Genomic DNA, 22,635 nt, shown 5'->3' on the forward strand with positions numbered 1-22,635 from the left:
CTGCCACAACCGGGCGGCTTTTCGCCGCAAATGTGGCGAGTCACATTGCGAGCCGATCTCGGGTTTGTTATCGGTTCCCTATGTTGAAGATCGTATATACACCCATTTTCATATGTGTTGTGGGAATGAGCTTTAGCCCGGCATTGGGCGCTGAGCCGTTCACCATCCAGGACGCCATCAACCAGGCGGTGAAGACCAATCCCGGTGTCGGAGAGGCCGCCGCCAATCGGCGGGCCACCGAAGCCGAGCTTCGCCAGTCCCAGGGGACGCTGCTGCCGCAGGTCCGGCTCGATGCGAGCGCCGGACCGGAGATGCTCAAGCAGTATGTCTCGCCGGCGCCGAGCAACAATGGCCGCTACCTGCGCGGCCGCGAGGCCGGCGTGGTGGTCCGTCAATTGCTGTTCGATGGCTTTTCCTCGATCAATGAAGTGTGGCGACAGGCCGCGCGGGTCGATGCCGCCGCGTACCGCGTGCTGGAGCGAACCGAACTGATTGGTCTCGATGCCGCCGAAGCCTATGTCGACGTGGTGCGCTACTCCAGGCTGGTCGCTCTGGCCGAGAAGAACCTCAAGGTTCATCTCGAACTGCGCAAGAACGTGCTGGCCCGTTTCCAGGGCGGCCGGGCCGGCGAGGGCGACACGCAGCAGGCCGAGGAACGGGTTGCGGCAGCGCAGGCCGTGCTCGAAGAATTCCGTCTCAGCCTCGAAGTGGCGCGCGCGAAGTACCGCAAGGTCGTCGGCGTCGAGCCTTATAACCTGCGTTTCCCCGGCCGGCTGTCCGACATGCCGCGGGACAAGGCGGAATCGCTCGACATCGCCTACAAGTTCAATCCGACCCTGCGCGCTGCCGCGGCGGATGTGACGGCCGCCAAGCGGGGATTCGATGCCACCACCGGCACCTTCCTGCCGACGCTTTCGCTCGAAGGCCGCGCGACGACCGGCAAGGAATCGATCACCTACAACAATCGTTACGACGAGGTCAGCGGCAAGGTCGTTGCATCCTGGGATATCTTCAACGGCGGCCAGAACAGCTGGCGCCGCGAAGAAGCCGCGCAGCGGATGATCCAGGAGCAGCAGAAGCATGCTCGCCTGCAGCGCGATGCGCTGGAGTCGATCGACAAGGCCTGGGCGGCCCGGATCATCACCGCCGATCGCGTCTCAGCTCTTGTCCGCGATGTCGAAGCGGCCCGCCGCACGTTCGTCGCCTACAACAAGGAGTATGAGCTCGGCCAGCGCACGCTGATCGATCTCTTGAACTCCCAGAACCAGTACTTCAACGCCAACGTGTCGCTGGTGTCGGCGCGCGGTGTGGTGGTGTTTGCCGACTATCAGCTGCTCGCCGCGATGGGCCAGATGCTGAACTACCTGAAGACCGGGCATCCGCCGGAGACCGAGCCGGTGGACACGCCGAGTGGCTTCATCGGCTACAGCCTGGCGCCCATTCGGCTGAGTGCGCCGGCGCCCGGACCGCAGCCGCTGAGCTCCGCCGGTCCGGTGCCGATGTTCGGCCTGCATGACGGTACGCCGAAGCATCCCGCGCCGATTACCTTTGGCGATCGGTGGGCCTCGAGCGATCCCGAGGATACGACGCTGTTCGTCGCGTCCGGAAAATACGGCGGATACGCTCAGAGCCCCAACGGGCACGCGCCGAAATAGGTGAGACTAACAAGAGCCGGTGCATGTCGCGCCGGCTTTTCACCATACGCATTTACTTTGCGCTGAGTTTGTCGCGAAACACCTGTAAAAATCTCAGAAAAGCCAAGTGCGGGCCAAAGAATTAGGCTAAGGCAAATTATTAGCAAGAAGCAATGGGTGCCGGTCCGCGTTGCTCGGTGGGCCAGATGGATTTCCGAGGCGTCGTTGAACATTCGTCCGACAAGGTTCGAGCTCGAAGAGACGGCGCACGTGATGCCCCAGATGAGCGCAGCCGCACCAGCAGCTGATCCTCTCAGTGACAGTCTGCTTTACCTCGCTGCTCATCACGGCCGCGCCCTGAGCCGCAGCGCGCTGCTGTCCGGATTGCCGCTCGACAGCGGCGTGCTCAGCATCGCGCTCTACGAGCGCGCCGCGCAGCGGGCCGGGCTCGAGGCGCAACTGGTCGAACGGCCGCTGAGCGATATTCCCGCGCTGGTGCTGCCCTGCGTGCTGATGTTTCACGACGGCACCACGCGCATCCTGCTGACGATCGACGAGGCCGCCGGCCGTCTCACCATCGTCGATCCTTCGCGCCGCGAACAGCCGGCGATCGAGCGCTTCGAGGCGGTCGCGGCGCGGTATGTCGGCTTCGCCTATCTGGTGCGGCCCGCCACAATTGCCGATCCGCGCGTGGCGGCAGCCGGTGAAGTGCCGAAGACGCACTGGTTCTGGTCGGTGGTCAGCCGCTTCGGCGCCAATTACGGCCATGTCGCGATCGCCGCGTTCATCGTCAACATCCTGGCGCTGGCCGCGCCCCTGTTCACGATGAGCGTCTACGACCGCGTGATCCCGAACGGCGCGATCCCCTCGCTGGTCGCACTCGGCGTTGGCCTCATGCTGGCCATCGGATTCGACTTCCTGCTCAAGGTGGTGCGCAGCCGCATCATCGACATGACCGGAAAGAAGATCGACGTGGTGCTCGCCGCGAACATCTTCGAGCACGTGATGTCGCTGAAGATGGACAAGCGGCCGCCATCGGTCGGCATCCTCGCCAATCAGCTCCGCGACTTCGATTCGGTGCGCGAGTTCTTCACCTCCGGCACCGTGGTGTCGGCGACGGACATGCTGTTCGCGGTCGTGTTCATCATCGTGCTGTTCATCATCGCCGGTCCCATCGCCTGGATTCCGCTGCTGATGCTGCCGGTGATGATCGCCGTCGGGCTGCTGATCCAGCGGCCGCTCGAACGCGCGATGCGGCAGATGCAGGCGCAATCCGCCGCGCGTCACGGCATTCTCGTGGAATCGCTCAACGGGATGGAGACGGTCCGCGCGGTGGCCGGCGAGAGCCGGGTGCAGACGGTGTGGGAGCGTTCGGTGGCGGCGCAGGCGCGCTCCAGCGAGGACGTCCAGTTCTGGGCCTCGATGGCGATGACAGCGGCGAGCGTCGCGAGCCAGTTCTGCAGCCTGCTGCTGGTCGTCGTCGGCGTGTTCCTGATCCTCGACGGCAAGCTCTCGGTCGGCGCGCTGGTGGCGGCCAACATGCTGTCGGGTCGCGTGCTCGGTCCGATCGCAGGCATCGCCGGCCTGATGACGCGCTTCACCCAGACGACGTCGGCGTTGCGCTCGATCGACCGGCTGATGTCGCTGGACCGTGAGCGTCCGCCGGAGAAGATCTACGTCGCGCGCGAGATCAACCAGGGCCGCATCCAGTTCAAGAACGTCAGCTTCTCCTATCCGGGAAGCCAGACCAAGGCGCTCGACAACGTCTCCTTCGACATCAAGCCCGGCGAGAAGATCGGCATCATCGGTCGCGTCGGCTCGGGCAAGACCACGGTCGGTCGCCTCGCCACCGCGTTCTATCCGCCGACCGAAGGCAGCATCCTGATCGATGGGATCGACATCCAGCAATACGACCCGGCCGATCTGCGCGCCGGCATCGGCTTCGTGCTGCAGGATACCGACCTGTTCTACGGCAAGCTGCGCGACAACATCACGCTCGGCCGTCCGGCGGCGACCGATGAGGAGGTGCTGGAGGCCGCGCGGCTCGCCGGCGTCGAGACCTTCATCGCCGGTCATCCGCAGGGCTACGAGATGATGATCGCCGAAGGCGGCCGCAGCCTGTCGGGCGGGCAGAAGCAGGCGATCGGGCTCGCGCGCGTCCTGATCCGCAAGCCGCGCGTGCTGTTCCTCGACGAGCCGACCGCACATTTCGACGTCCGCAGCGAGGGCGAATTCCTCGAGCGCCTGAAGTCGCTGGCCAAAGGCGAGATGTCCATCATCGTCTCGACCCACCGACCGTCGTTGTTGTCGCTGGTCGACCGCATCCTGGTATTCGACTCCGGCAAGATCGTCGCCGACGGGCCGACCGCGCAGATCCTCACCATGCTGCGTCCGCAGCAGCCCGCGGCGGCGCCGGCCGCGAGCCACGCGGTGAAGCCGGTCCAGGGGACGAGGTGACATGGCGCACAGCGATTTCGCGTTCTCCAACGACATCAGGGCTGCCGTCGAGCTGCGCACGCCGAAGACGGCGCGGATGCTGCTGCTCGCCTCGCTCGGCCTGTTCTTCACCTTCCTGATCTGGGCGCATTTCGCCGTGCTCGACGAGGTCAAGCGCGGCAACGGCAAGGTCGTGCCGTCGCGCCAGACCCAGGTGGTGCAGTCGCTGGAAGGCGGCATCATCGCCGACCTCCTGGTGCAGGAAGGCGCGATCGTCGAGAAGGATCAGCCGCTGGCGCGCATCGAGGACACCAATTTCGCCTCGCAGTTCGGCGAGATCCGCGAGCGCCGCGGCGCGATGGCGGCCCGGGTGATCCGGCTCGCGGCGGAGACCGAGGGCCGCAGCCCGGTCGAGTTTCCCGACGACCTCGTCGCCGACGCCCCGCGCGCGGTGCAGACCGAGCGCGCGGTGTTCGACGCCCATGCACGCAAGCTCGCGCAGGACATCGACGTGGTGCAGCAGCAGGAACAGCAGAAGAGCAAGGAGATCGACGAGCTCAGGGCCACCGAGAAGCGCTTCTCGGAGACGCTGGCGCTGCTCAATCGCGAGCTGGGACTGACCCGCAAGCTGTTCGACCAGAAGGTGGTGCCGGAGATCGAGATGCTGCGCGCCGACCGCCAGGCGACCGACATGCGCGGCCAGCTCGCGGTGGTGCAGGCGAGCATCGTGAAGACCGAGGCGGCGGTGCAGGAGGCGCGCTCGCGCCGGCTCAACATCGTCACCGCCTTCCGCGCGCAGGCCGAAGACGATCTCGCGAAATCCCGCGGTGATCTCGCCGTGCTCGACGAGAACATCAAGTCGGCCCAGGACCGGGTGCGACGCACCGAGCTGCGCTCGCCGGTGCGCGGCATCGTCAACAAGCTCAACGTCACCACCATCGGCGCGGTGGTCGCGCCGGGCGCCAGCCTGATGGAGATCACGCCGCTCGACGACACGCTGCTGGTCGAGGGCCGCATCCGTCCGCAGGACATCGCCTTCATCCGTCCCAACCACGAGGCGGTGGTCAAGCTCAGCGCCTATGATTCATCTGTGTACGGCTCGTTGCACGGGCGCGTCGAGCGCATCAGTGCCGACACGATCACCGATGAGAAGGGCGACAAGAACGAGCGCGGCGAGACCTTCTATCGCGTGATGGTGCGCACCGAGAAGAACCATCTCGGCACCGCCCAGCAGCCGCTTCCGATCCTCCCCGGCATGGTCGCGACCGTGGAGATCCTGACGGGCAAGAAATCGGTGCTGGACTATCTGGTCAAGCCCGCCCGCATGCTGCGTGACGAGGCGCTGCGCGAGCGCTGAGCAGGCGTCCGCGCGAGCGCACCGAAACCCGGGTTCTCCACGAAAGCGCGTGTGACCCAGAATGCCGCTGCGCTCATCCGGGGCGCCCCGTGCGGCGGACAGCGTTGCCAAAATCTGAATCGTTCAAATGCGACGCGATTTGGTCGGCCGTGATTAGTCGCGTTCGCAGCTTGGCGGCGAACATCACCGCGGTTTAACCGGCCCGCAGCAGCGCCGGCCCTATCCCTGATCCGATAACAACCGGGACAGGGATCGACGCGATGACGTCGGCCGATGCCCCGGAGCATACGGGGCGTCACTGATGTTGCGGATCGATCGGCCGCGGGTTCTCCCGCGCGCGCTGGGGCTTGCGCTTGTGTTGTCGGTCGTGGCCGGTTGGGCCGGCGCTGCGTTTGCCGAGACTTCGAATCGTAGATCTCCGCAGGACACCGCGCATGGCGCGCTGCCGGTACCGCCGCCCGTCCGTTTCTTCACCATCAATGCCGTGCTTGCCAAGCATGACGGCCTGCGTCGCGCCGCCTCCGCTGCTGTGGAAGTCGCATCGACCGACCCGGCCGGGCCTGCGGGATCAGTCAGCGACGCTCCGCAGGGACCCGCGGTCGCGACTCCCAGCGACGAGCCGTTCGGCCTGATGACGTTCCGCGCACCCGAGGGTGTGCTGTGGGTGAAGTGGCGTGGCATTCAGGGCGCGATGGCGAGCGAGCGGATCTCGGTCGAACGTTGCAACCGCGATGACGCGCGCTGCTCGGCCTCGGAGCGCCTTTTCGTCGCGCTGACCCGGTCGGCGTCTGCGGCGAGCGACGGCCGCACGCGCGCGGAAATGATCAATCGTGGCGTCAACCAGGCGGTGCGCTACGTCAGCGACGATCAGCAACACGGCCTGCCGGACGTCTGGAGTTCGCCACTGCAGACCTTGCGCAGTGGACTCGGTGACTGCGAAGACTACGCGATTGCCAAATACGCGCTGCTGCTGGCGGCGGGGACGCCCGAATCGGATCTCAAGCTGCTGCTGGTCCGAGACCTCGCCGTGCGGCAGGATCACGCCGTCGTCGCCGTGCGGCTCGACGGCAAATGGTCCGTGCTCGACAACCGGCGGGCCGCTCTGATGGAAGGCCGCGATCTGCAGTCCTTCATGCCGTTGTTTGCCATCGATCACCGCGGCGTCAGCCTGTTCGCTGCGCCCTATGCCGAGCGGCCGCACCACGAAAGCGAGAGCGACGTCACGCCGGCGGCGGAGGCCGACATCGGCGGTGGCGGGAATCCGGGGCGGCCGCTGCTGCTCTGAATGTCGCAGGTGGACGGCTTGTAGCCGAGGTCATTTGCGGTCTTAATGCGCGCAGGGAAGCTGGCGAGCAGGGGGCCGCGGTGAATATCAAGCAAGTCATGGTTTGCGGGGCATTGGCCCTGTCGGCGATCGGTGGATTCATCGGCGGTGCACAGGCTCACGCGGTGATGCTGCCGGGCGCTGCGTTTTCGATCGCCTGCGAGAATGGCGGCAGCTACGTGCTGCGCTCTCGTCCCGTGCTCGCGCCGGGCGAGATCGTTACCGCGCAACTCTACCTCCATCCTCACCGTGCGATTCCGGTCCGTCTCGTCCCGATGGGCGACGGCTATCGCTATGCGGGCCGCGGCGTGTGGCTCGATGGCATCGGTGACCAGGCATTGTTGTATTTCCGCAAATACGAACCGGTGGCCTGCGTGGTCAGTCGCATCTGAGGCAATCTGCCGCGACTTCGACGCTCCTCAAGAATAGTTCCTGCCTTTCGCAAATAATTCGCGAGAGGCCGGTTCCATTTCGGCCGTTTCATGGCGGCAAGCTTTTATTCCCAACAGCGTGCGTGTTGTTCCCCAAGTATTGTGTGATCGAATAACTGCCAATTAGCAGTAATTCTCCCGGCCCTGCCTCCATTTATTCTTGTCGTTCCGCCCCTGCCGCGCGGGGGACGGAAGCATAGGCACAGCCTTGTTTCCCTTCATAAATGCCGCTGCACTTGACTGCATTTACCCAAAGTCCCTAAAGTCCGATTAACAAGAACCGGTAATATTGACCCGTATTCTCGTTTAATAATAGTTTAACGATTAGAAATGGGGCGCCACCAAAACGCCCCATATTTGGAGGTTTTGGCGCATGAATGCTCCTGTCCTGCTGGCCCAGTTGACCGGCACGTCCACGCAGCCATCCAGCGCCTCGGCCAAGCACCTCAAGATCGGGAAACCGCCGGGCAATCAAGCCGTTACGATTCATCTCGACGGCCAGAGCCAGATCGATTTCAGCGATATCGCCAGCGAGCGGCTGACCTTCGTCAAGATCGGCGACCGCCTGATCATCCTGTTCGACAATCAGTCGACGGTCTCGATCGACCCGGTTTTCGACGCCAACGGCGCCCCGCTGAAGGACGTCAGCTTCGAAGTCGGCCCCGACCGAATCATCAATGGCGATCAGTTCGCCGAGTTGTTTCCGATCACCACCGACCAGTCGGTGCTGCCCGCCGCGGGTACGCCCGGTGCGCCCGGCGTGCCTGCCGGCGCGAACTTCGGGACGTTCAAGGTCGACCCGCTGACCGTCGGCACGCCGCTCGGGCTGCTGGGACCCGAGGACTCCACCACCAAATTCGGCGACAACCCGGTCACGCCGAATCCGACGCCAATCGCCGGCGTTGCCGACAGCGTGGTGCTCAACGAGGACGGCCTGTCCGAAGGCCGGCCCGGCGGCAGCGGCGACATCGGCGGCGTGGTGACGAGCTTCACCGGTTCGCTGAACGTCGACTTCGGCACCGACGTGATCGGCCGCGCCTTTGCGTTCGCGGCGTCACAGCCTGGTCTTGCCGGGCTGACGTCCGGCGGCCAGGAGGTGCATTTTGCGATCACCACGGTCAACGGCCAGCCGGAACTGATCGGCTATATCGGCAGTGATCCTTCGATCGTCGCCAACCAGGTCTTCACCGTCACGCTCGACGCCAACTCGACGATCGCGGGGACCTACACGGTTACGCTGCTGCAGCCGCTCGATCATCCGGTCTTCGGCACCGAAGACACGCTGAACCTCACCATCAACGTCATCGCCATCGACGGCAGCGGCGACACCGCGCCGGTGACGATCGTGATCGGCGTCAACGACGATTCGCCGGTCGCCGGCACCGTCGAGGCGATCAATGTCGCCGAGCACACCGGCGGCGGAAGCGAAGGCGGCGGCGAGAGCGAGCTCGTCGCCAAGGTCGTGGGCGGCGACGGCTTCGAGCCGTCCACCGCGAGCGTGGACCTCAACATCGGCTGGGGCGCCGACAACGGCAACAGCAAGGTCGATGGCGGCTCCAACGGCACCGTGGTCGACGGCGACCGCTCGCTGGTGTTCGATGCGTCCGAGATCGCGACCTTGCAGGCGCTGGGCCTGACCTCGAACGGCGAGGCCATCTCCTACACGCTGTCGGCCAACGGCACCGAGATCATCGCGACCGCAGGCGAGGGTAAGGGCGCACGCACCATCTTCACCGTGTCGCTGTCCGACACCGGCTCCGGCAGCGCCACCTTCACGCTGTCCGACAATATCGACCACAACGGCGCCAACGACGCCTCGCTGCCGCTGACCTTCAAGGTGGTTGCGACCGACGCCGACGGCGACCCCGTCAACAGCGCCTTCACCGTCAACGTCGCGGATGACGGCCCGAGCTTCGGCGAGAAGCCGAGCTATTCGGTGGTCGACGAAGACGGGCTCGGCAATGCCGGCAACAGCTACGCCGACGGCCATGATGCCTATGGCGAAGACCTGACGGTCACGGATACGCTCGGAATCCGCTGGGGCTCCGACGACGCCAACAACAATGTCGACGGCGGCATCAACGGAACGCCGGTCAATGGCGACCGCGCCGTCACCTTCGCCGCAAACGTGGCGGCCTCGCTCGAGGCAAAGGATCTGACCTCCGACGGCTTTGCCCTGCGCTACGAGGTGTCGGGGAACGGCACCGTGCTGACCGCCTATCGCTATGATGCCGCGCACGAGACCTATGTCGACGCCAACGGCAAGCCGCTGGAAGGCGAGGGCCTGTCGGGCGCCGTGGTGTTCACGGTGTCGCTGTCAGACCAGGGCCATGGCTCCTATACCTTCGCGCTGTCGGGCAACCTGGATCACCCGGTGCACGGCACCGAGGACGACATCACCCTCAACATCGGTTTCGTCGCGACCGATTCCGATGGCGATGCGATCACCGACACCTTCACGGTGAAGGTCAATGACGACGCCCCGAGCTTCGGCGAGAAGCCGAGCTATTCGGTGGTCGACGAGGACGGCCTCGGCAACGCCGGCAACAGCTACAAGGACGACGGCGACGCCTATGGCGAAAGCCTGAAGGTCACCGATACGCTCGGCATTCGCTGGGGCGCCGACGGCGCCAACAGCCATGTCGATGGTGGCATCGATGGCGCGCCGGTCAATGGCGACCGCGCCGTAACCTTCGCGGCCGACGTGGTCGCGACGCTCGACGCCCAGAATCTCACCTCGAACGGCTTCGGTCTCACCTACGTCGTGTCCGAGAACGGCACGCTGCTGACCGCCTATCGCTATGACGCCGAGCACGAGACCTATGTCGGCGCAGACGGCAAGCCGACGGATTCGGCCCACGCGACGGTGTTCACCGTGGCGCTGTCCGATCAGGATCACGGCTCCTATACGTTCGAGCTGAAAGGCAATCTCGATCACCCGGTGCACGGCACCGAGGACGACATCACGCTCAACATCGGCTTCGTCGCCACCGATTCCGACGGTGACGCAGTCACCGACAGCTTCACCCTGAAGGTCAACGACGACGCGCCGGTGTTCGGCGATGCGCCGAGCGCTGGCGTGGTCGACGAGGACGGACTCGGCAATGCCGGCGACAGCTATGCGCAAGGCAGCGACGTCGCCGGCGCCGATCTCACGGTGACCAAGACGCTCGCGATCCTGTGGGGTGCCGATAGCGCCAACAGCCATGTCGACGGCGGCATCGATGGCGCCCCGGTCAAGGGTGATCGCGCCGTCACTTTCGCCGCCGACACCGTTCCCTCGCTCGAGGAACTGGGGCTGACGTCGAACGGGATTGCGCTGAGCTATCAGGTCTCCGAGAACGGCACGCTGCTGACCGCCTATCGCTACGACGCCGCCCACGAGACCTATGTCGACGCGAACGGCAAGCCGACGGAGGACCTCGCCAGCGCCACGGTGTTCACCGTCTCGCTGTCGGATCAGGACCAGGGCTCCTACACGTTCAATCTCACCGGCAATCTCGATCATTCGGTCCACGGCAGCGAGGATAATCAAGGGCTGTATTTCGGCTTCGTCGCCACCGATTCCGACGGCGACGCAATCCACGGCAGCTTCAATGTCGAGGTCAACGACGACGCTCCGGTGTTTGGAGAGCGCGTCAGCTACTCCGTGGTCGACGAGGATGGTCTCGGCAATCCCGGCAACTCCTATTCGGACGGCAAGGACGCAGCCGGCGCCAATCTGACGGTGACCGATTTCCTCGGCATCCGTTGGGGCGCCGACAGTGCCAACAGCCATGTCGACGGCGGCATCAACGGTACGCCGGTCAATGGCGACCGCGCCGTCACCTTTGCCTCCGACGTGATCTCGACGCTCACCGGCCAGCATCTGACGTCGAACGGCGTCGCGCTGACCTACACCGTGTCCCCCGACGGCACGCTGCTGACCGCTTACCGCTACGATGAAGCGCATCACACCTACGTCGACGGCGAGGGCCATGCCACCGGTGATCCGGCCAAGGCTGCGGTGTTCACGGTGTCGCTGTCCGACCAGGGGCAGGGGTCCTACAGCTTCACGCTGATCGACAATATCGATCATCCGGCCCACAACACCGAGGACGACGTCACGCTCACCCTCGGCTTCGTCGCCACGGATTCGGATGGCGATGCGGTCTCCGACACCTTCACGGTCAAGATCAACGACGACGCGCCGGTGCTGAACCGGGAGATTGCGACCGGCGTGGTCGATGAGGACGGGCTCCCGACCGGGCTCGCGGGCGGGTCTGGCGACGTCCCCGGCCAGAACACCGTCGCAACGGGCGATCTCGGCATCTCCTGGGGCAGCGACAGCGCCAACAATCTCGGCAATGTCGGGATCACCGGTGCGTCCCCGGTGAACGGCGACCGCGCCGTCACCTTCGCGTCCGACGCCACCACCACGCTCGCCGCGCAGCACCTGACCTCGAACGGCGTCGCGTTGACCTACGACGTCAGCGAAGGCGGCACGTTGATCACGGCCTACCGCTTCGATGGACAGCATTACATCGACGGCAACGGCAACTGGACCGGCAACAAGGCCAATGCCGCCGTGTTCACAGTGAAGCTGTCCGACCTCGATTCCGGATCCTACAGCTTCACGCTGCTCGACAATCTCGACCACCCGGTGCCCAACACCGAGGACAGCATCGCGCTGACATTGAAATACGTCGCCACGGATTCCGACGGCGACCAGGTCAGCGGCACGTTCAAGGTCAGCGTCAACGACGACAGCCCGGAGGCGCATACCGGGACGGCCAAGAGCATCAGCGAAGCTGATCTCAACGCTGGCGGTGGCGATTGCGGCCCCGATTTCGGCGGTCACGATTTCGGCGGTCACGATGGCGGCAGCCGCGATCCCCAGGTGACCGGCGCGCTCAACATCAAATGGGGTGCCGACAACAACGACAGCGGCGCCGCCGATCGCTCGGTTCGCTTCGCCAATACGTCCAACGCCGCCGACGACGTCCATGTGACCAACGGCAGCGACGTCGGCCTCAGTGGCCTGACGTCGGACGGTCAGCAGGTGAAATACGCCTTCGATCATGGCGCGCTGGTCGGCTACACCGGCAACAGCCTCAATTCCGGTCAGCGCGTGTTCGAGGTCTCGCTCGATGACGACGGCACCGGCACCTACACCTTCAAGCTGCTCGGCAATCTCGATCATCCGGCCGGGCAGGAGAGCAACGTCGTCAAGCTGACCTTCGATTACACCGCGACCGATTCCGACGGCGATTCGAGCAGCAGCACGTTCACCGTCACCGTGGTCGACGACGTCCCGACGATCGGACACGCCGAGAGCGAGACCGTCAGCGAAGCCAACCTGCCGACCGATCTCTATGACGTCCTGTTCCCGGATTCGCCGTACTCGACGGTGCAGACCGGCCGTCTCGCGATTTCCTGGGGCGCCGACGACAATGATTCCGGCGCGACCAACAACCGCTCGGTGGCGTTCTTCAACACGACCGCACCGGACGGGCTCACGTCGAACGGCTATGCGGTCAGCTATGTGGTCTCGTCCGACGGCACCACGCTGAGCGCGGTCACCACCGATCACCGCACCGTTTTCACCGTCACGCTGAGCGATGACGGCGACGGCAGCTACAAGTTCACGCTGCTCGACAACCTCGATCATGGCAAGTCGGGCACCGACAGCCTGGCGCTGAGCTTCGGCTTCAAGGCCACCGATTCCGACGGCGACAGCGCCGCGAGCAGCTTCACGGTGGCGGTGACGGACGACGTCCCGACCGTCGGCTGCCCCGAGGACGAGACCGTCAGCGAGGCCAGCCTGCCGACCGACGGCTACGACACCAGCCATCCGGATGCATCGAACTCGACGGTCCAGACCGGCAGCCTCGACATCTCCTGGGGCGCCGACGACAACAATACGGGTGTCGGGCACAACCGCGCGGTGGCCTTCACGACCGCCGCCGGCGCCGCGGGCCTGACCTCCGACGGCTCGGCGATCAGCTACACGATCTCCGGCGACGGCACCTTGCTGACGGCGGTCACCGCGGATCACCGCACCGTCTTCACGATCCAGTTGTCCGACAGCGGCGATGGAAGCTACAAGTTCACGCTGTACGACAACATCGACCACCCGGCGTCCGGCCAGAACGATGACAGCCTGCCGCTGACGTTCGGCTTCAAGGCCACCGATTCCGACGGCGACAGCGTCACCAGCAGCTTCAAGGTCACGGTGCTCGACACCGCGCCGGTGGCGGCGGCCGGCGATGCCAGGACCGTTGACGAGGACGATCTGCCGGGCGGCACCGATGTCTCCAAGGAGCCGACCGCGGTCAGCGGCGACCTCAACATCAGCTGGGGCTCCGACGACAGCAACAAGACCTCGGGCGGCGGGCTCGGCGACCGCTCGGTCAGCTTCCGCTACACGAGCGCAGGCGCGAATGTCGACGCCGAGGACAGCGCAGGCCGCAACCTGGCGCTGACGTCGGACGGCCAGACGGTGAAGTACAGCTTCGAGAATGGCGTGCTGGTCGGCTACACCGGCAGCGATCTCGCCCACGGCACCCGCGTGTTCGAAGTGTCGCTGAGCGACCAGAACGACGGCTCCTACAGCTTCAAGCTGCTCGGCACCCTCGATCATCCCGCCGGCAGCGGCGAGAACATCGTCAAGCTGTCCTTCAGCTTCACGGCGACCGATGGCGACGGCGACACGTCCAGCAACAGCTTCACCGTCTCGGTCAAGGACGACGTGCCGGTGCTCGGTTCGCCGACCGCAGCGACGGTGACCGAGAACACCACCGGATCCGCCGGGGCGGAGGTGTTCCAGACCCAGACCGCGTCCAATGTCGCGCTCAACATCAATTGGGGCGCGGACGACAACAATTCGGGCGCGGCCAATCGCAGCGTCGCGTTCGATAGCGCGATCCATACCGGCGACGTGGTCAAGACCACCGGCGCAGGCAGCCCGACGCTGACGTCGAACGGCACGGCGGTGCAGTTCATCCGCGTGTCGGACACCGAGATCTGGGGCGTCGCCAACGACAATGGCGGCCAGCTCACGACGAACGACCGCAAGGTGTTCCACATCACGCTGTCCGACGACGGCTCCGGCAGCTACACCTTCGAGCTCCTGGACAATGTCGATCACGTCGGCTCGGGCCAGACCAATGCACTGTCGCTGAAGCTCGGCTTCACCGCGACCGATGCCGATGGCGATACCGCCTCCGGCGGCAACTTCACCGTCACCATCAATGACGACAACGGCCGGCCCGCGATCGGCACGGCTGATGCCGGGACCGTCGACGAGGATGGGCTTTCCGGCGGCAACACCGGAGCGGCCACCGGCGACGTCGCCGGTGCCAATGTCACGGCCAACGGCTCGTTGGCGATCTCCTGGGGCGCCGACGACAACAACAGCGGCAGCGTGAACCGCGCGGTCGCGTTCAGCGGCATCACCAACGGCCAGAACGCCACTTCGGACGCGGGCTCGCTGACGGTCGAGGGCGTCCAGGTCAAGCTCTGGGTCGTCGGTAATACGGTCTATGGCTACACCGGCAGCAATCCGACCAACGGCAACCCGCCGTCGGTGGCCAGCCAGGTGTTCAAGGTCTCGCTCGATGATTCCGGTGCAGGCAGCTACAGCTTCACGCTGCTGAAGCACGTCGATCATCCGGCCGGCCAGAACGAGAACGACGTCAAGCTGACCTTCGGCTTCACCGCCACCGATGCGGATGGCGACAGCGCCAGCTCGTCATTCGCCGTGACGATCGACGACGACACCCCCGTCGCGACCGCGACGGTGTTGAGAGCGGCGGTCTACGAGAGCGAGCTGCCGAACGGAACGGTAGTGACCGCGACCGGCAACCATGGCGGCGACCTCAACGGCGACGGCAACGGCAACGATTCCTACTTCACCGGCAATCTGAGCTCGCTGGTGTCGTTCGGCGCCGACAGGCCCGGCACCTATACGGTCGAGAAGACCAACCTCGCGCCCGAGCTGCTGTCGCTGACGTCGGGCGGCGTGGCGCTGACCTACAGCATCGGGGTCGACAACACGCTGATCGCCAAGGCTGGCAGCGTCACGATCTTCGAATTCCAGGTCGATGCCAACACCGGCCAGTATTCGTTCCGTCTGAAGGGCGCGCTGGACCACGTGGGCACCGGCCATGACAACACGCTGACGCTCGATCTGTCGACGGCGGTGACCGCCACCGATTCCGACGGCGATTCCGTTGCGCTGCACGATCAGATCATCATCACCGTCAACGATGACAGCCCGCAGTCGCAGGACGTCGACACCGTCGCGATCTCGGAGGCAGCCGGCAGCGTCTCGACCGGCGCGGTCGATCTGCGCATCACCTATGGGGCCGATGGCGACAGCTCCGGTCCGTCGGTGACGTTCCTCGGCGCGTCGCCAGTGCGCGCCTACGATGCGGCCAACCACCAGCTCTCCGGGCTGACCTCGCTCGGCTTCGGTCTGACCTACGTCATGTCGGCCGATCACACCACGCTGACCGCCTATCGCATGAGCGGTGGCAGCTACATCGGCCAGAATGGTCTGGTGACCGGCAACGCGGCTGATGCCGCGGTCTTCACGGTGACGCTGTCCGAGGCCGGCACCGGCTCCTACAACTTCACCTTGCTGCAGCCGCTCGATCACCCCGCGCCGATCGGGACCTCGAGCGCGGCCGACCAGTATCTCGACATCAATTTCGCCTTCGCGGTCGAGGATCGCGACCATGACGTCTTCACCAACAATTTCACCGTCCGGGTCGATGCTGCCGGCACGGTGACGACGACTCGCTATGACGCGCCGAACTCGCCGGTGTTCGTCAATCTCGGCGATACCTCGGCGACGGTCCTCGGCGAGACGGTCGGGGCTCACAGCGTGACCGACCGCGCCGCGGTGACCGACAAGGTGGTCGGCACCGACAAGCTCGGCGGCGTGACCGAGGCCCACGGCTCAAATGGCGACGACATTCTGGTCGGCGGCAACGGCGTGGGCGGCGATGTCCTGTATGGCGGCGCCGGCAACGACATCATCATCGGCGGAGGAGGTGGCGACCGGCTGTTCGGCGGCGCCGGCAACGACACCTTCCTCTACACGGTGGGCGACGGCAGCGACGTCATCGACGGCGGCTCGGAGTCTGGCACGACCTTTCCGAACTACGACGTGCTCGCGATCACGGGCGATGGAAATGCGCGCAATTTCACCATCGGCAAGACCTCGACCGGCACCGAGATCAATCCGACGCTGAACGATCCCTCCGCCAGCAACGCCACCGACATTCTGGTGCGCTATGACGGTCCGAACGGAGCGACCATCCGCGCCGACGAGATCGAGCGCATCACGATCACCGGCGGCACTGCCAGCGACACGGTGACGATCACCGATATCAGCGGCACCGCGATCGCGCCGTCGACCATCGTGTTCAACGGTGGCTCCGGCAGCGACACGCTGGATCTCTTCCGGTTTGCCGGCAACACCAGCGTTGTGTCCGACGGCGGATCTGACACCGACACCGTGAAGTTCGGCTTCAAGTTCGCCGAGGCGACCTACACCAAGGTGTTCGCCACCGACGGCGTGACGCTGATCGGCGTGCAGGTCACCCACAACGGCCTGACCGATACGTTCACGAACTATGAGAGCTTTGCATTCACCGACGGCACGCGCACGCTGACCGGCGTCTTCAACACGCCGCCGGTGGCTCATGACGACGCGGTGCAAGCGAGCGAGGACAGCCCGCTCACGGTCAACGCGCTGCTCAGCCTGCTCAACAACGACACCGACGTCGACAACAACACCTTGACCGTCAGCGGCGTGTCGAACGCGACGCACGGCACCGTTTCGCTCTCCAACGGCAATCCGGTGTTCACGCCGGACAAGAACTTCTCGGGCGTTGCCGGCTTCGATTACACGGTCAGCGACGGCGATGGCGGGACCGCGACCGCGCATGTCACGGTCGACGTCGCACCGAAGGCGGACGCGCTGACGCTGGGCTTCATGGATCTCGGCCCGGCCTCGGGTGCCGAGGACACCACGATCAACCTGAAGCTCATCAGTGCCGCCGTCACCGACACCGACGGCTCCGAAAGCCTGCGGCTGCTTATTACAGGTTATCCGGCCGGCGCGACCTTCTCGGTCGGCCATGCCGGAACCGGCGCTGACGCCGGCAAGTGGGTGATCGATAGCGCCGCCGCGATCGCCGCGTTCGACAGCCATCCGCTGCAGATCACGCCGCCCGCGAATTACAACGGCACGTTCTCGCTGTCGGTGGTCGCGGAGGTTACCGACCAGGCTACGTTGTCGGACGGCAACGTCCACACCGACGTCGTCAACACCGCACTGCAGACGATCGATGTCACGGTGACCCCGGTCAACGACGCGCCGCAGATCCATGCGCCGGCGCAGGTGACGACGAACGAGGATACGCCATTCGCCTTCACCGGCGCGAACGCGTTCTCCTTCTCCGATGCGGACGGCGATGTCGTCGAGTCCGTGAGGTTCGACATCTCCGGCGGCACGTTCGCGATCCCGTCTCTCGGCGTCTACAACGCCAGCCAGACGCTCTCGATGAGCGGGTTCAAGATCAGCGATCTGAACACCTATCTGGCGTCGGCGGTGTTCACGCCGGCCGCCGACAACGACGTGACGGGATCGGTCACGATCACCATCAACGACAACGGCAATGTCGGCGGCGGCAATCTGAGCGCGACGCAGACGATCACGATCAACATCAACCCGATCGAGGATGCTCCCAGGGCCGTGGATGACACGGCCAGCGTGAACGAGGACACGACGCTGACCGTGTCCAATCCGGTGCAGGGCGTTCTGCACAACGACCGCGACCCGGATACGGGCGACACGCTGAGCGTGGTGGCGGGTGACTTCACGACGGCCAAGGGCGGCACGATCCATTTCAATGCCGACGGCACCTATGTCTACAAGCCCAAGGCCGACTTCTATGGCGCGGATACCGTGGATTACACGGTGCGTGATGCGGCCGGACAGACGGACACCGGCACGCTGACGATCAACGTGGCGCCGGTGAACGATGCGCCGGAGATCCATGCCCCGACGCATGTGACGGCCAATGAAGGCGCCTCGTTCGCCTTCACCGGAGCGAACGCGATCACCTTCTCCGACGCGGACGGCGATGTCGTCGAGTCCGTGAGGTTCGACATCTCCGGCGGCACGTTGTCCATTCCGTCGCTCGGCGTCTTCAACGCTGAACAGACGCTCTCGATGAGCGGGTTCAAGATCAGCGATCTGAACACCTATCTGGCCTCTGCCGTCTTCACCCCGAACAGCGACCATCCGGGGTCGGTCACGATCACCATCAACGACAACGGCAATGTCGGCGGCGGCAATCTGAGTGCCACCCAGACCGTCAGCGTCGAGGTCATCCCCGCCAACCACCCGCCGGTGGCGAACTCCGACACCCATGCGGTGCTGGAGGATGGCAGCCTCAACATCTCGGCGGCGAACGGCGTGATCCGCGGCTCGACCGGCGGCTCGGTGGCCGACAGCGACGTCGACAACCCCGTCAGCTCGCTCGTCGTGTCCGGCGTCGTGGCTGGCACCGGCAGCGTGACGCAGGGGGCGGGCGTCGGCACCTCGATCGAGGGCGCCTACGGCCATCTGACGCTGAATTCGGACGGCTCCTACACCTATGTCGCCGACAAGGCCGATGCGCTGGCGGCGGGCGTGCCCGCGGTGGACACCTTCACCTATACCGACAAGGATCCGTCGGGCGCGGTGTCGAACACCGCGACGCTCAAGATCACGGTCACCGGCGTCAACGACGCGGCCGTGATCAGCGGTGACGCCACCGGCACCGTCGCCGAGGAGGGCGGCATCGCGAACAGCCAGAGCAGCCCGCTCTACGGCATCGCCCGCGGCGACCTCAATGCGACCGACGTCGACGGGCACAACGATGTGTGGCAGGCGACGTCCTCGAACACGGCCAACGGCTACGGCTGGTACGACATCGGCAGCGATGGCAGATGGACCTACGGCATCTATAACAACGACCCGAGAATCCAGGCGCTGAAGGAAGGCGAGACCACGCTGACCGACAGCTTCACGGTCTACACGGAGGACGGCACCGCCAAGGCGGTGACGATCCAGATCCTCGGCAACAATGACGCGCCGGTCCTGCAGAACGCGCTGACCGACCGCAGCTCGGCGGAAGATCAGCCGTTCAGCTTCACCATCCCGTCGAACACGTTTGCCGATGTCGATGGCCGCTTCGATGGCACCGCGAACCCGCTGACGCTGTCGGCGAACCTCAGCGACGGCAGCAACCTGCCGGCGTGGTTGCACTTCGACGCCACGACCGGCACCTTCAGCGGCACCCCGCCGGCCAATTTCGCAGGCACGGTCAACGTCACGGTCTACGCCAGCGACGGCGAATATGCCGTCTCGGACGCCTTCACGCTGACCATCACGCCGGTCAATGACGGCGCTGCGAGCGTGACGGTGTCGGGCACGGCGACGCAAGGTCAGACGCTGACCGCCAATCTCGGCAGCGATCCGGATGGTGCCGCGTCGAACGTCGTCTATCACTGGCTGCGCGACGGCGCCGTCATCAACGGCGCGACGGGCTCGACCTACACGCTGGGCTCCAACGACGTCGGCCACAAGATCTCGGCCAACGTCACCTACACCGACGGCCAGGGCTTTGCCGAGAACGTGACCAGCGGCCAGACCGGCTCGGTCACGGCGCCGAACCACGCGCCGACCTTCGGGGCGGGAACGACCACGGCAAGCGTCACGGAGGACGCCTCCTATGCGGCGCCGAGCGGCAACCTGATCCAGAACGGCTCGTTCGGCTACTACAACGGCAACTTCTACACGCTGGATGCGTGGACGGTCGGGGGCGCCCATGCCGTCACCGTCGTGGGCGGCCGCACGGACGGCGGCTCGGCCGATTTCTACGGCGCATCGAGCTCGATGAGCCAGACCATCAGCACCGTCGTCGGCGTGACCTATACCGTCGACTTCTACGTGATGACCTACGGCACGGCCGTGACATCAGCCGTTGATGGAACAACCCTTCTGACGACGAGCGCCTGGAACTTTGGCTGGACGGAGCAGACCTACCAGTTCACCGCGACCTCGACGTCGACCACCATCAAGTTCGCGAGCGGCGGCGGCGCCGTCATCGACGACATCTCGGTGCAGCCCAGCACGGTCGTGACACCGGGAGTGGAGCAGGCGTCCGGCGCGATCGCCTTCACCGACGTGGACGGCGATGCCCAGACCGTGACCTACACGACACCGGCCGGCAGCAACTACTACGGCTCGTTCAGCGCCACGGTCGACAATACCGGCCACAAGGTGAACTGGACGTTCGCCGTCAATGACGCCGACATCCAGTCGCTGCGCGCCAGCGACCATATCGATCAGACCTATACGGTGAAGATCGATGACGGTCACGGCGGGACGACGATGCAGACCGTCACCGTTACGGTGAACGGCGTCAACGATGCGGCGTCGATCGCGGGCATGGCAAGCGGTGCGGTCAAGGAGGACGCCACGCTGACGGCAGGCGGGACCCTGACGGTCACCGACGTCGATAGCGGAGAAGCCCAGTTCCAGACGCCGGCTTCGCTGGCGGGGACGTATGGCACCTTCACCTTCAATGCGGTGACAGGCGACTGGGGCTATACGCTGAACAATTCGGCTGCCAACGTGCAGGCGCTCAACAATGGCGACGTCAAGCATGACACGCTGACGGTGAAGTCGGTCGACGGCACGGCCAGCCAGGTCATCGACGTGACCATCAGCGGCACGAATGAGCCCGCGCCGCTGGCCGTGGTGGACACCACGAGCGCCGACGGACGCTATGCGCTGTCGAAGAACAGCGACTCGCCGAACGTGATCAGCCTGGACGCGGCGACGCTGTTCTCGGGCGGAATGGGGACGGTCACCTACACCTACAGCCTCGTCTACAGCTCGACCGGCGACGACAGCTGGATCCACCGGACCGGCAATCAGTTCACCGGAGATCCGAGCAACAACGACGCGGGCCTGTATGTCTACAAGGTCACGGCCACCGACTCGGTATCGTCCGTATCGACCTATCTGGCCTTCAATGCGCTCGACAATGGTGCGCTCAACCTCACCATCAACTCGCTGTCGGACAAGTCGTGGGTGGTCGGTTCGGCCCCGTGGCTGTCCGGCTACAGCGCCAACGACGGCGACGCGATCACCGCCACGGTCGACAACCCGCTCGAGGCCAATGCCAACAACGGCTACGACGTGATGATCGGGTCGAGCGGCGGCAACAACTTCAACGGCGGTGCCGACGACGACGGCATCTACGGCCTCGGCGGCAACGACACGCTGCTCGGCGGCGCCGGCAACGACTACATCAACGGCGGCGCCGGCAACGACTCCATCCGGGGCGGCAGCGGCAACGACGTCACCATCGGCGGCTCCGGCAACGACACCTTCTATTGGGGCGTCAACGACGGCGTCGACACCGTCGACGGCGGCATCGGCACCGACACGTTCGTCATCGAGGGGACGTCGTCCCAGGATCTGATCTATGTCACGGTTGCCGGCGGCGTGATCACCGACGTCAACGGAACCAAGCTCAGCAATATCGAGGCCGTGACCGCCGATCTCGGCAGCAGCAGCAGCGATACCCTGACCTACATCACCAGCGAGGACGTGACGGTCAATCTCGGCGCCGGCACGGCCACCGGCTTCAGCTCGATCGCCAATATCGAGCGCGTGACCGGCGGCTCGGGCGACGACATCCTTATCGGCAGCAGTGCTGCCAACGCGATCAATGGCGGCGATGGCGACGACATCATCCGCGGCGGCGGCGGCAACGACACCATCGATGGCGGGGCAGGGATCGACCTGCTCGACTTCTCGGATGCGACGGCCGGCATCACCTTCACGCTGACGCAGAGCAGCAGCAACACTACCGGCCCGACCTTGTCCGGGATCGGCCAGGACACCTACAAGAACATGGAAGGCGTCATCGGCTCGGCCTATGACGACGTCATCAACGGTTCCTCGAGCAACGACGTCCTGATCGGCGGCGCCGGCTCGGATAAGCTGACCGGCAATGGCGGATCGGACACGTTCAAGTGGAACGCCGGCGATCTCGCCGGCGGCGGGCTCGACACCATCCTGGACTTCCAGACCGGCACATCCGGCGACGTCATCGACCTCTCGGGCCTCTTGGCCAGCGTGTCCGGCAACCATGCCGACGCGGTGCGCTTCGTCGACAGCGGCGGGCACACCAGCCTGGCCTCGGCCAACGGCAGCGGCGTGCTGAACAACGGCGACCTGACGCTGCAGATCAACGCCGGCTCCGGCTGGACCAACGTCGCGACGATCAAGGACACCGGCGGCAACCTCACGGCCGGCGACGACGTGATCAAGATGATCATCGACAACAGCCACGCCCAGACGCAGGTCCACGTCTGATCCGGTCGGCTTGGAACAGC

Annotated in this window: 6 protein-coding genes; all 6 read left to right on the forward strand. The window is 65.3% G+C overall.

Features of this window, described 5'->3' with window-relative positions; all coding sequences use genetic code 11:
• The first annotated feature begins 125 nt into the window (after positions 1–125).
• The 6 genes from QX041_RS03815 to QX041_RS03840 all read left to right on the forward strand — a co-directional run bounded on the left by QX041_RS03815 (position 126) and on the right by QX041_RS03840 (position 22,615).
• On the forward strand, positions 126–1,655 hold the full coding sequence (locus QX041_RS03815) for a TolC family outer membrane protein (protein WP_315729346.1): 1,530 nt from the start codon (positions 126–128) through the stop codon (positions 1,653–1,655).
• Positions 1,656–1,907: 252 nt separating this feature from the next.
• Positions 1,908–4,091 (forward strand): type I secretion system permease/ATPase, encoded by a 2,184-nt coding sequence (locus tag QX041_RS03820; RefSeq protein WP_315714635.1) that lies wholly within the window; start codon positions 1,908–1,910, stop codon positions 4,089–4,091.
• A 1-nt stretch (position 4,092) separates the two neighbouring features.
• On the forward strand, positions 4,093–5,427 hold the full coding sequence (locus tag QX041_RS03825; RefSeq protein ID WP_315749499.1) for an HlyD family type I secretion periplasmic adaptor subunit: 1,335 nt from the start codon (positions 4,093–4,095) through the stop codon (positions 5,425–5,427).
• A gap of 301 nt (positions 5,428–5,728) precedes the next feature.
• Entirely contained in the window at positions 5,729–6,712 is a 984-nt protein-coding gene (locus tag QX041_RS03830; RefSeq protein WP_316164502.1) for a transglutaminase-like cysteine peptidase, read from the forward strand.
• A 113-nt stretch (positions 6,713–6,825) separates the two neighbouring features.
• Positions 6,826–7,143, forward strand: a complete 318-nt coding sequence (locus tag QX041_RS03835; protein WP_315714632.1) for a hypothetical protein — start codon at positions 6,826–6,828, stop codon at positions 7,141–7,143.
• A 412-nt stretch (positions 7,144–7,555) separates the two neighbouring features.
• Positions 7,556–22,615: a VCBS domain-containing protein gene (locus QX041_RS03840; RefSeq protein WP_316164503.1), complete on the forward strand. Its 15,060-nt coding sequence runs from the start codon at positions 7,556–7,558 to the stop codon at positions 22,613–22,615.
• Positions 22,616–22,635 lie beyond the last annotated feature (20 nt).

The sequence above is a fragment of the Bradyrhizobium sp. SZCCHNRI2009 genome (genome assembly GCF_032485115.1).
Lineage (GTDB): Bacteria > Pseudomonadota > Alphaproteobacteria > Rhizobiales > Xanthobacteraceae > Bradyrhizobium.